General features: G+C 72.9%; 11 protein-coding genes. 8 read left to right on the forward strand and 3 right to left on the reverse strand.

Features of this window, described 5'->3' with window-relative positions:
• Positions 1-61: 61 nt before the first annotated feature.
• Genes gnd through AQJ58_RS06240 form a run of 3 tightly spaced genes read left to right on the forward strand, consistent with a single transcriptional unit; the run spans position 62 to position 3,027 of the window.
• Complete coding sequence (gene gnd / locus AQJ58_RS06230; RefSeq protein WP_067245869.1) at positions 62-943, forward strand: phosphogluconate dehydrogenase (NAD(+)-dependent, decarboxylating); 882 nt, start codon at positions 62-64, stop codon at positions 941-943.
• Positions 944-949: 6 nt separating this feature from the next.
• Positions 950-1,543 carry a histidine phosphatase family protein gene (locus AQJ58_RS06235; protein WP_067245872.1) on the forward strand — a complete coding sequence of 198 codons (594 nt, stop codon included), beginning with the start codon at positions 950-952 and terminating at the stop codon, positions 1,541-1,543.
• 41 nt (positions 1,544-1,584) lie between these two features.
• Complete coding sequence (locus AQJ58_RS06240) at positions 1,585-3,027, forward strand: pentapeptide repeat-containing protein (RefSeq protein ID WP_067245875.1); 1,443 nt, start codon at positions 1,585-1,587, stop codon at positions 3,025-3,027.
• Between the two features lie 94 nt (positions 3,028-3,121).
• On the opposite strand, the gene AQJ58_RS06245 is transcribed toward AQJ58_RS06240, so the two are convergent.
• Positions 3,122-4,939 (reverse strand): bifunctional sugar phosphate isomerase/epimerase/4-hydroxyphenylpyruvate dioxygenase family protein, encoded by a 1,818-nt coding sequence (locus tag AQJ58_RS06245; RefSeq protein ID WP_067245878.1) that lies wholly within the window; start codon positions 4,937-4,939, stop codon positions 3,122-3,124.
• 139 nt (positions 4,940-5,078) lie between these two features.
• Positions 5,079-5,957: a shikimate dehydrogenase gene (locus AQJ58_RS06250; RefSeq protein WP_067247609.1), complete on the reverse strand. Its 879-nt coding sequence runs from the start codon at positions 5,955-5,957 to the stop codon at positions 5,079-5,081.
• Positions 5,958-6,118: 161 nt separating this feature from the next.
• On the opposite strand from AQJ58_RS06250, the gene AQJ58_RS06255 reads away from it, so the two are divergent.
• Complete coding sequence (locus AQJ58_RS06255) at positions 6,119-6,784, forward strand: TetR/AcrR family transcriptional regulator (protein ID WP_067245881.1); 666 nt, start codon at positions 6,119-6,121, stop codon at positions 6,782-6,784.
• Positions 6,785-7,177: 393 nt separating this feature from the next.
• Positions 7,178-8,521 carry an MFS transporter gene (locus AQJ58_RS06260; protein ID WP_067245883.1) on the forward strand — a complete coding sequence of 448 codons (1,344 nt, stop codon included), beginning with the start codon at positions 7,178-7,180 and terminating at the stop codon, positions 8,519-8,521.
• Positions 8,522-8,658: 137 nt separating this feature from the next.
• Here AQJ58_RS06260 and AQJ58_RS06265 read toward each other — a convergent pair whose 3' ends face one another.
• A complete protein-coding gene (locus AQJ58_RS06265; protein ID WP_067245886.1) occupies positions 8,659-9,108 on the reverse strand; it encodes a TIGR03618 family F420-dependent PPOX class oxidoreductase in 450 nt (149 codons plus the stop codon).
• Positions 9,109-9,227: 119 nt separating this feature from the next.
• Here AQJ58_RS06265 and AQJ58_RS06270 point away from each other — a divergent pair, with 119 nt between their 5' ends.
• Genes AQJ58_RS06270 through AQJ58_RS06280 form a run of 3 tightly spaced genes read left to right on the forward strand, consistent with a single transcriptional unit; the run spans position 9,228 to position 12,539 of the window.
• Complete coding sequence (locus tag AQJ58_RS06270; protein WP_067245889.1) at positions 9,228-9,818, forward strand: TetR/AcrR family transcriptional regulator; 591 nt, start codon at positions 9,228-9,230, stop codon at positions 9,816-9,818.
• Entirely contained in the window at positions 9,815-11,251 is a 1,437-nt protein-coding gene (locus AQJ58_RS06275) for an MFS transporter (RefSeq protein WP_067245891.1), read from the forward strand. Before AQJ58_RS06270 ends, AQJ58_RS06275 begins: the two co-directional genes overlap by 4 nt.
• A 58-nt stretch (positions 11,252-11,309) precedes the next feature.
• Positions 11,310-12,539, forward strand: coding sequence for a serine hydrolase domain-containing protein (locus AQJ58_RS06280; RefSeq protein ID WP_067245894.1), 1,230 nt, complete (start codon positions 11,310-11,312; stop codon positions 12,537-12,539).
• Position 12,540 lies beyond the last annotated feature (1 nt).

Consider the following 12,540-nt stretch of genomic DNA (forward strand, 5'->3'; position numbering starts at 1 on the left):
CGACCCCTCCACCGCCGCCCTCGTGGCCGCGTACCGCGAACTCAGGAAGTAGTGAACTGACATGCAGCTCGGTCTCATCGGTCTCGGCAAGATGGGCGGCAACATGCGTGAGCGGATCCGCCGCGCGGGCCACACCGTCGTCGGATACGACCGCAACCCCGAACTCTCCGACGTCGAGGACCTCGCCGAACTCGTCGAGCAGCTCGAAGCGCCGCGCATCGTCTGGGTGATGGTCCCGGCCGGCGCCCCCACCCAGTCCGTCGTCGACGAGCTGGGCGACCTGCTCCAGGCGGGCGACGTCGTCGTGGACGGCGGCAACTCCCGCTGGACGGACGACGAGAAGCACGCGAGTGAACTCGGCGCCAAGGGCATCGGGTTCGTCGACGCCGGGGTCTCCGGCGGTGTCTGGGGGCTGCAGAACGGCTACGCCCTCATGGTCGGCGGCGACAAGGAGTACGTCGACCGGCTCCAGCCGATCTTCGACGCGCTCAAGCCCGAGGGCCCGTACGGCTATGTCCACGCGGGCAAGGTCGGCGCCGGGCACTTCTCGAAGATGGTCCACAACGGCATCGAGTACGCCATGATGCAGGCCTACGCCGAGGGCTGGGAGCTGCTGGAGAAGGTCGATTCCGTCACGGACGTGCGGGAGGTCTTCCGCTCCTGGCAGGAGGGCACCGTCATCCGGTCCTGGCTGCTCGACCTCGCGGTCAACGCCCTCGACGAGGACGAGCACCTCGACAAGCTGCGCGGCTGGGCCCAGGACTCCGGCGAGGGACGGTGGACGGTCGAGGCCGCCATCGACCACGCGGTGCCGCTGCCCGCCATCACCGCCTCCCTCTTCGCGCGGTTCACGTCCCGCCAGGACGACTCCCCGCAGATGAAGATGATCGCGGCGCTGCGCAACCAGTTCGGCGGCCACGCCGTCGAGTCGGCGAAGGAGTAGCCGGCCGTGGGGGATCTGCTGCTGGTCCGTCACGGCGAGACGGAGTGGAGCAGGTCGGGGCAGCACACCAGCTGGACCGACCTGCCGCTCACCGAGAACGGCGAACTCCAGGCGAAGTCGCTCGCCCCGTTCTTCTCCCGCCGGACCTTCTGCCTGGCCCTGACCAGCCCGCTCGGCCGCGCGACGCGCACCGCCGAACTCGCCGGCATCGGCGGGGCGGTCGCCGCACCCGACCTGCACGAGTGGGACTACGGCGGGTACGAGGGCATCACCACCGTCGAGATCCACCGCGACCGGCCCACCTGGGACCTGTGGACCGACGGGGTGCCGCCCGGCACCGACGGTCACCCCGGTGAGTCGCCGCAGGACATCGGGCGGCGTGCCGACCGGGTGCTGTCCCGGGTCGACGCGGCGCTCGCCGACTGCGGCGGGGACGCGGTGCTCGTCGCCCACGGCCATTTCCTCCGGGTCCTGACGGCCCGTCGGCTGGGACTGCCGCCCGGGCAGGGCCGGTTGTTCCAGCTGGCGACGGGAACGTACAGCAGGCTGTCCACGGAGCACGGGTGGCCCGTGATCGCGGAGTGGAACGTCAGGCCGTAACCGGTTGACACCGTTCAAAGGGCCCGCCAGAGTCGCGGCTGATGGAGATCGACGATCCGACACCGGCCGAACAGCGTGTCTGGCGGGCCTTCGCCACCGGCACGGAGGTGGACTTTCGCGACGGATCCGACGACTGGGGACCCGAACGGACCGTACGGGCCACGGTGTTGCGGGCCCTGCTCCTCAACGGCCCCCGGGAACAGGGGGAGACGGCGGCCCTCAAGGTACGGGGCGCCCGTGTCACCGGTGCGTTGGAGCTGCGGTACGCGAGCGTCGACAGCGTCGTCCATCTGACCCACTGCCGCTTCGACGAGGCGCCCGACCTCATCGGCGCCCATCTGCGCTACGTCAGCATGCGCGACTCGGACATGCCCGGGCTGTCGGTGACCCGGGCCCGGATCGACGGCAGTCTCCGGCTGACCCGCTGCCGTTTCGGCGGGCCGGTGCGCCTGGACGGGGCGCAGATCGCCGGTGCGCTGTTCCTGGAGGAGGCCGAGGCCGGCGACGCGGACACCGACCGGCCGGCCCTCCATCTGCACCGGATCGTCGTCGAGGACGACCTGTGCGCCCGCGGTCTGCGCGCCCGGGGCCTGATCCGGCTCGACGGGGCCGTCGTCGCCGGGTCGCTCGACCTTCAGGACGCCGAACTCATCAACCCGGACGCCCATGTCCTTCAGGCCGACGCACTGGAGTTGGGCGCCAACCTGCTCGGCCGGCGGCTGAGCACGCGGGGCCGGATCGACCTGCGCGGGGCCCGGATACCGGGCCGGGTGGACCTGTTGCATGCCCGGCTGTCCAACCCCGGCGGCACCGCCCTGCGGGCCAGCAGCTGTGTGATCGGCGAGCTGTGGCTGCGCCGGGGCCCGCGGGTGGAGGGCCTGCTGAATCTGCGGCGGGCCGAGATCACGCAGCTCAGCCTGGAACCGGAGATGCTCCCCGACCAGGTGCGGCTGCTCGACCTCACGTACACCTTCCTCACCCCGCACGTGCCCGCCGAGGACCGGCTGCCCATGCTGGAGCGGGACGGCCAGGGCTTCGACCCGCACGCATACGAACAACTGACGGCCGCATACAGGAGGACCGGCGACGACCACGCCGCCCGGGTCGTGCAGCTCGCCAAGCAGCGCCGCCGGCGGTCCACGCTCCCCTGGCACGGGCGGCTGTGGGGCCACCTCCAGGACGCGGCCGTTGGCTACGGGTTCCGTCCGCTGCGCGCCGCCGTCTGGCTGCTGTCCCTGCTCGCAGCCGGTTCGATCGTGTACGCGGGGCACCCTCCGCCGCCGCTCAAGGCGGACGAGGCGCCCGAGTTCGACCCCGTCTTCTACACCCTGGACCTGCTGCTGCCGGTGATCTCGTTCGGGCAGGAGGGCGCGTTCGCGCCGAGCGGCTGGTACCGGACGCTGTCGTACGTCCTCGTCGTCACGGGCTGGATCCTGGCGACGACGGTCGTCGCGGGCGTGACCCGGACGGTCAGCCGCCAGTGAGCCGTCCGCCGCGCGGCGGACGGGCAACGGGTCGGCGGCCGGGAGGCAGGCCGGCTTGTGACAGGTCAGCGGCGGCGGGTCAGCGGGCGGCCGGTCAGCGGGCGGTGTGCTGTGCGGCGAGCCGCACCGGCGCGTTAACGGCGCCGTAGCCCCGGTAGCCGCCGTCGCGCTGGACGAGTTCGAAGAAGACGCGGCCCACGGTGCGGGTGTAGCAGTGCCGGAAGGTACCGTGCGCGTCCCGGTCGTAGAGGATGCCGAGGTCCCGGTAGGTCTCCAGCTCTCCGTCGGCGAACTCGAAGCGGGCGGCGAGGTCGTCGTAGTAGTTCGCGGGGATCGGCAGCAGACGTCCGCCGGCCGCGGTGAAGCGGCGGGCGGCGGCGACCACGTCGTCGGTGGCCAGCGCGATGTGGCGGGCGTGCGCGGTGTCGTCGCCGGGGGCGGCACCGACGGTGAGCGGGAAGCGTACGGTGCCGTCGCCGCTGGTCACGGCCCGGCTGCGGAGCAGCCCGTAGGGGTCGGCGACGTCGACGCTCTCCTGCGCGTCGAGGCCGAGGACGCCGCGGTGGAAGAGGACGGCCTCGTCGAACTGGTGCCAGGGCTGGGTGAGCGCCACATGGTCGACGCGCAGGGCGCCGGGGGGTGCAGGGGTGTGCGGGTCGTCCTCGAAGTCGGCGCGCCAGTCGGGCAGGCCGGGGCGGTGTGTGGCGCACAGGAAGAGTTCGGTGCCGTCGGGGGCGGCGACGGCGTCGAGCGGGGCGTCGTCGGCGGCGCGGCGGCGGGGCAGGACGGGGGCGAGGAGGGCCTCGGCGCGGCGGGCGGCGGCGGCCGGGTCCGGGGACTCCAGGCCGATCGCGGCGAGGGTGGTGCCGTCGACGGGGGTCCCCCCGGGCGAGCGGAGCCGGGCATGGGGCAGGGCGGTCGGTCCGGTGTTGACGAGGATCCGGGCGTCGCCCTGCTCCCACAGGTCGACGGGCTTGCGCCGGTGGCGGGCGGTGCGGGCGAAGCCGAGGCGGCCGAGGAGCGCGCCGACGGGTTCCGCGTCGGGGGTGACCAGCTCGGTGAAGGCGATCCCGGTCGGGGTGGCCGGGGCGGGGAGGGCGGCGACGCCGACCTCCTCCTGGAGCAGCAGCAGGGAGCGGCGGGCGTCGACGGCGGTGGGGCCGGCCGCGGCCTGGCGGAGGACGTCGTTGAAGACTTCGAGCGAGAGCGGGCCGTCGTATCCCGTATGCAGTACACGGCGTACGAGATCCACCACGTCGAATCCACCCTGCCCCGGGAAGCAGCGGTGGTGGCGGCTCCACTGGAGCACGTCCATGCCGAGCAGCGGGGCGTCGGCCAGCTGTAGGAAGAAGATCTTCTCGCCGGGGATGTCCTCGATGCCCTTGGGGTCGGAGCCGCGGGACAGGATGTGGAAGCTGTCCAGACAGGTGCCGAGGGCGGGATGGCCGGCGGTGTCGACGATGTGCCAGGCGTGGTCGTACGTGCTGACGTGCCGTCCCCAGGCGAGCGCCTCGTAGGCGACCCGGACGCCGAAGTCCTGGGCGAGGTCGGCGAGCCGGGCGAGCTGCTCGGCGGCGAGGGCGTCGTCGTCCTCGGCGAGCGGGGAGACGCTGGAGCAGACCAGGACGGTGTCCGCGCCGAGCCGGCCCATCAGCTCGAACTTGTGGCGGGCGCGGCGCAGATTGCGGGCGAACTCGGCCTCGGGGACGGCCTCGACGTCGCGCATCGGCTGGTACAGGTCGATGCTCAGCCCGAGGTCCGCACAGCGGGCGCGCACGTCCTCGGGGGTGAGGGGGCTCGCGAGCAGGTCGTTCTCGAAGATCTCGACGCCGTCGAAGCCGGCGCGGGCGGCGGCCGCCAGCTTCTCGGTGAGGGATCCGCTCAGGGAGACGGTGGCGATGGACGTACGCACCTGGGCACCTCGTGGTTCGTTCTGGTCGTTTCGTGGGGGGCAGCGGCGGGACTGCCGGGAGACAGAGGGCAGGGAGGCAGGGGGCAGGGCGGCAGGGGCAGGGCGGCAGGGGGCAGGGAGGCCGTGGCTACTGCCGTGGCTACTTGGGGGCGGGGACGGCGCCGGCCAGTTCGGCGATGTCGGCGAGCATGCGGGCGCTGTCGGGTTCCCGCCCGGTGAACAGGCGGAACGCGTCCGCCGCCTGGAAGACGGCCATGCCGCCGCCGTCGAGGGTGGCGCAGCCGAGGGCGCGGGCGGTGTGCAGCAGTTCGGTCTCCAGGGGACGGTAGACGACCTCGGCGACCCACAGCTCCGGCCGCAGCAGCGCGGCGGGGAAGGGCAGGCCGGGGTGGGCGGCCATGCCGGTGGGGGTGGCGTGGACGACGCCGTCGGCGTGCGCGAGCAGTCCGGGCAGCCGGTCGAGTCCCGACGCGGCGGCCCGGCCCTCGCCGAAGTGACGGTTCAGGGCGTCGGCGAGCCGCTCGGCCCGCTCGGGCAGCGCGTCCGCCACGGTGACCCGGCCGGCGCCGAGGGTGAGCGTGGCGTGCGCGACGGCCGCGCCCGCGCCGCCCGCGCCCAGCTGCACGACCCGCTCCAGCGGGACGTCCGGCAGTCCGCGCGCGAATGACGCGGCGAAGCCGGTGACGTCGGTGTTGTGGCCCACGGCCCGGCCGCCGTCCTCGAAGACGACCGTGTTGACCGCGCCGAGCGCCTCGGCCTGCGGGGACAGCGCGTCGAGGTGCTCGATGACCAGCTGCTTGCACGGGTGGGTGATGTTCAGCCCGTCGAAGCCAAGGTCACGGGCGGCCCGCACCAGGTCGCCGACCGCCTGCGGCGCGGCGCCGAGGACGTCGAGGTCGATCAGCCGGTAGAGATAGCGCAGCCCCTGCCGGTCGGCCTCCCGTTCGTGCAGTGCCGGGCTGAGCGAGGGGCCGATCCCGGAACCGATCAGACCCACGAGATACGAGTCCTTGGTCACGTCCTTGGTCACGGAGGACCTCCTGAGCGGCTGGCTAATGTACGAACTGGTGAGTTAGTCATAGCACCCTGGCGGGCCCACGGGGAAGCCCCTCTCGCCTCACGGGACGGGAACGGCTCCTAGAATCGCTGCACCGCAGCCACGCCGCCCGAAGGAATCCGATGACCAGCGTCGACGAACCGGAACGATCCAACGGGCGCACACGCGATGCCGCCCGGACCCGGGCCGAGATCCTGGACGTGGCGACCCGGGAGTTCGCCCGCGTCGGCTACGCCGGCGCCCGCGTCGACGACATCGCCGCCCGCACCAGCACCACCAAGCGGATGATCTACTACTACTTCGGCGGCAAGGAGCAGTTGTTCACCGCCGTCCTGGAGCGCGCGTACGGCGTGATCCGCGAAGCCGAGCAACAGCTGGACGTCGAGCACCTGGACCCGGTGGCGGCGATCCGGCGCCTGGCCGAGCTGACCTTCGACCACCATGAGCAGCACCCGGACTTCATCCGGCTGGTCAGCATCGAGAACATCCACGAGGCCGAGCACATCGCCGCCTCCGAGGAACTCGGCCGGATCGGCTCCCCCGCGCTCGACGTCATCCGCCGCATCCTCGCCGCCGGCCGGGAGTCCGGGCTGTTCACCGCCGAGGTGGACGCCGTGGACCTGCACGCGATGATCAGCTCGTTCTGCTTCTTCCGGGTGGCCAACCGGCACACCTTCGGGGCACTGTTCGGGCGTGACCTGGTGGATCCGGCGCAGCGGGAGCACTACCGGGCCATGCTCGGGGACATGGTGATCGCCTATTTGACGGCGGAGCGGGCGGGGGGCTGAGGGCGGGGCGCCGACTGCTGACCGACGGAGGCTCGCCGGTCGCCCGCGGTCGCCCGCGGACGGGCGACGAGCCGCCGGCGGCGGTCGGCGGTCGGCGGTCGGCCGTCTTCGAACGACAGTTGGCCGACAGCGGTCGGCGGTAGCCGATAGCCCGCATACGGCAGATCGCATACCGCCGCCCCCCACTCACTTCCACCGAGACCTATTGACAGCGGCGAAACAACGGCGCAACATCACCACCCAGCCGCTACTAACTACCCAGTGGGTTAATTAGCCGGGACGATCGACCCGGCGCAGCCGCCCCGCACCCCAGGGATCCGGCCCTTCCCCTTCTCCCCTTCTCCCCTTTTGTCCCACTCCTGCGTACGTTGGAGTCCCCCGAAGGAGCACGCCGTGTCCGTCCCCGCCGCAGCACCCCCCGGCCAGCCGAAGAAAGCCGCCACCGCGGCGTGGATCGGGAGCGCCCTGGAGTACTACGACTTCTTCATCTACGGCAGCGCGGCCGCGCTGATCTTCCCGAAGGTCTTCTTCGACGAGTCGGACCCGGCCACCGCGACCCTGCTGTCGCTGGCCACGTTCGGCGTCGCCTATGCGGCCCGGCCGGTCGGGGCGCTCTTCCTCGGGCACTTCGGGGACCGTCTGGGCCGTAAGAAGATCATGGTGTTCACGCTCATCCTGATGGGCGTGTCGACGTTCCTGATCGGCTGTCTGCCCACCCGCGCCCAGGTCGGCTCCCTCGCCCCGGTCCTGCTGGTCCTGTGCCGTGTGCTGCAGGGGGTGTCCGCCGCCGGCGAGCAGGCCAGCGCCAACTCGATGACACTCGAACACGCGCCGCCGCACCGGCGCGGCTTCTTCACCAGCTTCACCCTGAGCGGTACCCAGGGCGGGCAGCTGCTGGCCACCCTGGTCTTCATCCCGGTGGCCGCGCTGCCCGAGGACCAGCTGCTGTCGTGGGGCTGGCGGGTGCCGTTCTGGATGAGCATCGCAGTCGCCGTGGTCGGCTATGTGATCCGGCGGAAGCTGGAGGAGACCCCGGCCTTCGAGGCACAGCAGGCCACCGGCGAGGTCGTGAAGCTGCCGCTGGCGGTGCTGCTGCGTGAACACTGGGCGGATGTGCTGCGGGTGATCGGGGGCGCGCTGATCGCCTCGGTCAGCACCGTCTTCACGGTGTGGGCGCTGGCGTACGCGACGAGCGACGCGGTGGGCATGGACCGTTCCTCGATGCTGTGGGTCGGCGCGCTCGCCAACCTGGTCGCGCTGGGTGCCATCCCGGCGTGGGCCACGCTCTCCGACCGCATCGGCCGCCGGCCGGTGTACCTGATCGGCGCGGTGGGCAGCGCGGTGGCGATGTTCGGGTACCTGTGGGCGGTCTCCACCGGCTCCTACCCGCTGATCCTGGTTCTCGGCATCGTCGCCTTCGGCGTGGTCTACAGCGCCGCGAACGGTGTGTGGCCCTCCTTCTACGGCGAGATGTTCTCGACCCGGGTGCGGCTGTCGGGCATGGCGATCGGCACCCAGATCGGTTTCGCCGGGGCCGGTTTCGCCGTCACCTTCGCGGCGCAGATCGCCGGCCCGAACGGGGACGACTGGTCCTCCGTCGCCCTGTTCACGGCGGCGCTGTGCGTACCGCCGGTGATCGCGGCGCTGTCGGCCCGGGAGACCGCGAGGATCCCCACCGAGCAGCTCGGCGAGCGGGGCGCCCGCGAGGTCCCCCAGCCGGAGAGGGTCACCGCCTGACCGCCTGACCTCACCCCCCGTCCCCCGGACCCCCGAGCCCCCGGACGCCGCCACGGCGCCGGGGGCTCGGCCGTGCCGTCGTGCCGTCGTGCCGTCGTATTCCGGCAGGTGTCGCCGGTGGCCACCAGGTGCAGCCGTCAGCCGGCGTCGGACGCCCGGGGGATGCCGTACGCCCGTTCCACCCTGAGCCGGACGACCAGGCGCCGGTCGCGGACCATGGCGGTGCGGAAGTCGTGCCAGTCGGGGTGTTCGCCGAGGACGTCGCGGTAGAGGCGGACGAGTTCCTCGACGGTGTCGTCGTAGGGGTCGGCGGCGACCGGCGTGAGGTCGGCGACGGCCTCGACCACGGTGTAGGCGCGGCGGTCGGCGGTCGTGACGTGGTAGGAGGCGCGGGGGTCGCGGCGCAGGTTGCGGGTCTTGGCGCGGTCGTCGGTGACGGAGACCCGGATCACGCCCTCGTCCGGGTAGTAGTGGTGGCTGACGTTCGACAGCTGGGGGCGGCCGTCGCGCTTGAGGGTGACCAGTACGCCGTTGCGGCCCTCGGAGAGCAGGGCGAGCAGTGCGGGTCGCGTCGTGTCCCGAGTCATGCTCCGTACAACCGGCGCACCACCGCGCCGCATTCCCCCGCCCGCACTCCGTCGCCGCACTCCAGGGAGCCCTGGGCCCACCGTAGACACTGTCTATCGTCGGGTGGTAGACAGTGTCTATGAGCCCATCCGAGAAGCCGGACCCCGACCTGCGGACCCGTCTCGTCGACGTCGGCGTGGATCTGGTCGCCCGGGAAGGGGCCGGTGCGCTGACCCTGCGGGAGATCGCCCGCCGGGCCGGCGTGTCCCACGGTGCGCCGCGCCGTTACTTCCCCACCCATCTGGAGCTGCTGTCTGCCATCGCCCGCCGCGGCTTCACCGAGCTGGGGATCCGGGTGACGGCGACGCTCGCCGACGGCGACGCGGCTCCGCGCGCCCAGCTGACCGAACTGGGGCAGGCGTATCTGCAGTTCGCCCTCGACAACGCGGGAATGTATGAGCTGATGTTCCGTCATGACTTGCTGGAGAGCGGGCATTTGCGGCTGCGGGACACCAGTCTTCCGCTGTTCGGCGTCCTGGTGGACCTGGTGGGCCGGGCCCGTCCCGGCGCCGACGCCCGTGCGGTCGCGGGCGCGCTGTGGGCGAACCTGCACGGCATCGCCCAGCTGTGGGGGTGGGGCAGCCTCCCACTCGCCACGGGAGCATCTGACTTCATGCCTCTCCTGCGGACCGCGCTCGACGCGTACCTCGGGCCGGAGGACGGCCGGTGAACCGTCCGCTGACACTGGCGAGCAGCGTGGCGGGTGCCGTGGTCGTCGCCCTGGACGGCACCGTGCTCACCGTCGCCCAGCCGGCCCTGCGTCATGACCTGCACGCCTCGCTCGCCCGGGCGCAGTGGACGAGCACCGGGTATCTCGTGGCCGTGGCGGGCCTGTTGGTGTTCGCCGGGCGGCTCGGCGACCGGTACGGGCACCGCCGTGCCTTCGGGGTCGGCATGCTCGGCTTCGGCGCCGCCTCGGCGGGCATCGCGGTGGCACCGGGCGTGGGCTGGGTGATCGGACTGCGCGTCGTCCAGGGGGTGTTCGGGGCGCTGCTGCAACCGGCGACGCTGGGGATGCTGCGGGCGTCGTTCCCACCGGACCGGCTGCGCACGCCGATCGCCGTGCGGACGGCGGCCATCGGGGTGGCGGCCGCGGCCGGGCCGGTGGTGGGCGGGGCGCTCGCCACCTCGTTCGGCTGGCGGGCCGTGTTCCTGCTCAACGTGGTGCCCGCGCTGCTGTTCGGAGTGCTCGCCCTGGCCGCACGGGAGGAGCGGCGCCCCCCGGCCGGCACCCCGCTGGACGTCCCCGGCGCCCTGCTGCTCGCCGTGGCACTGGCCTGTCTGGTGCACACCCTCGTCACCCTCCCGGGCGCGACCTGGTCCGCACCGGCCGCGCTGCTCGCCGCGGTCGCCTTCGTCCGGCACGAGCGGCGGGCGCCCGCGCCCCTGCTGCCGCCGGACGTCGTCCGCTCCCCCGCGGTCCGCGGCGCGATCGCCCTGCTGGTGACCGCCTCGGCCGCCCTCAACGGCGCCCTGTTCACCTGTGTCTACGTCCTCCAGGACGGCCTCGGGCTGACCGCCCTGCGCAGCGCGCTGCTCAGTCTGCCGCTGGCGGTGTGCCTGATCGGGGCGGCGCCCGTGTCGGCGGTGCTGCTGCGCCGGGCGGGTGCCCGGGCCGCGGTCACGGGGGCGACGGCGGTGCTCGGCACCGGTCTGCTGGTGCTGGCCCGGGCGCCGGGCGAGCCGGCCTTCGCCGCCGGGTTCGCGCTGGTGGGCGCCGGGTTCGGTACCGTGATGGTGGCGGCCACCCATGTCGTCGTACGGCAGGCTCCCGCCGCGTCGGCCGGGGTGGCGGGCGGGCTCCAGCAGACGGCGATGAACGTCGGGCCGGTGCTGGGCGTCGCCTCGGCGACCGTGCTGATGGGCCTCGGCCCGGACCGGACCCCGATGGCCGTGCTGGGCGTGGCGGCCTTCGCGGCGCTCCCGGCCTGCCGTGCCCTGCCGGGACGCCCCGCGCCCACCGGCTCCCCCGGGCCGGACGACACCGACATACCCGTCCCCACCCCAGCCGGCCCGGTGGTCGGCCGAAGCGACACACCCCACACCGCTCACGGCGTGGAAAGCGGTCCGTACGCCCGTTCCCTGGGCGACCATGAGCACTGAGGTCGTGCCGGAGGGGCAACCCGGACCGCACCTCGCACGAACGCACCGGAGGAGAACGATGGCACTGCTGCGACAAGAGGTCGACCCGAGCGAGGTCGGACTGGACGCGAAGGCGCTCGACCGCCTCGACCAGCACGTCGCCCACTACGTCGACGAGGGGCGGCTGCCCGGTTTCCTCCTGGCGGTCTCCCGGGGCGGCCGCGTCGCGCACCTGACCACGCACGGCCACCGCGACATCGCCGCCGGACTGCCCGTCGAGGCCGACACCCTGTACCGGATCTACTCGATGACCAAGCCGGTCACCTCCGTCGCCGCCCTGATACTGGTGGAGGAGGGCCGGCTGCGACTCGACGACCCGGTCGCCGACCACCTCCCCGCCTTCGCCGGCCAGCACGTCTACGCGAGCGGCTCGGGCACCGGCCTCACCACCCGCCCCGCCGAACAGCCGCTGCTGGTACGGCATCTCATGACCCACACCTCGGGCCTGACGTTCGCCTTCTACCACTGCCACCCCGTCGACGCCCTGTACCGCGAGGCCGGGCTGGAGTCCGCGGTGCTGCCCGGCTCCAACCTCGCCGAGACCGTGGAGGCGTACGCCCGGCTGCCGCTCCAGTTCGAGCCGGGCACGCAGTGGAACTACTCGGTGTCCACCAACGTCCTCGGCCGGATCATCGAGGTCGTCTCCGGGCAGCCCCTCGACGAGTTCGTCGCCGAGCGGATCCTGCGCCCGCTGGGCATGACCGACGCCGGTTTCCAGGTCAGCGACGAGCAGGCGCCCCGGCTGGCCGAGCTGTACGGCGGCACCGACGACGGCGGCATCGAACCGATCGCCGGCCTGCCCCTGTTCGGCCGCCCCCGCTTCCTGTCGGGCAGCGGCGGTATGGTGGCGACCGCATACGACATCCACCGCTTCAGCGAGCTGCTGCGCCGCCGCGGCGAACTCGACGGGGTGCGGCTGCTCGCCCCCGAGACCGTGGACCTCATGACCCGCAACCACCTCCCCGGCGGGGCGGATCTGCGCGCCTTCGGCAGCCGTCCGGCGCACGACGAACCGGGCAACGACGGTGTCGGCTTCGGCCTGGGCGTGTCCGTGGTCGTCGACCCGGACCGCACCCAGGCCCCGACGGGCCTCGGCACCTACGGCTGGAGCGGTGTCGCCACGACCACCTTCTGGATCGACCCGCAGCACGACCTGAGCGTGCAGTTCCTGACGCAGGTGCGGCCGAGGAGGTCGCTGAAGCTGTACCCCGATCTCAAGCGGCTGGTGCACGAGGCCGTGCTCGACTGAC

The organism is Streptomyces sp. DSM 15324 (genome assembly GCF_001514285.1).
In the GTDB taxonomy this organism is placed as follows: Bacteria; Actinomycetota; Actinomycetes; order Streptomycetales; family Streptomycetaceae; genus Streptomyces.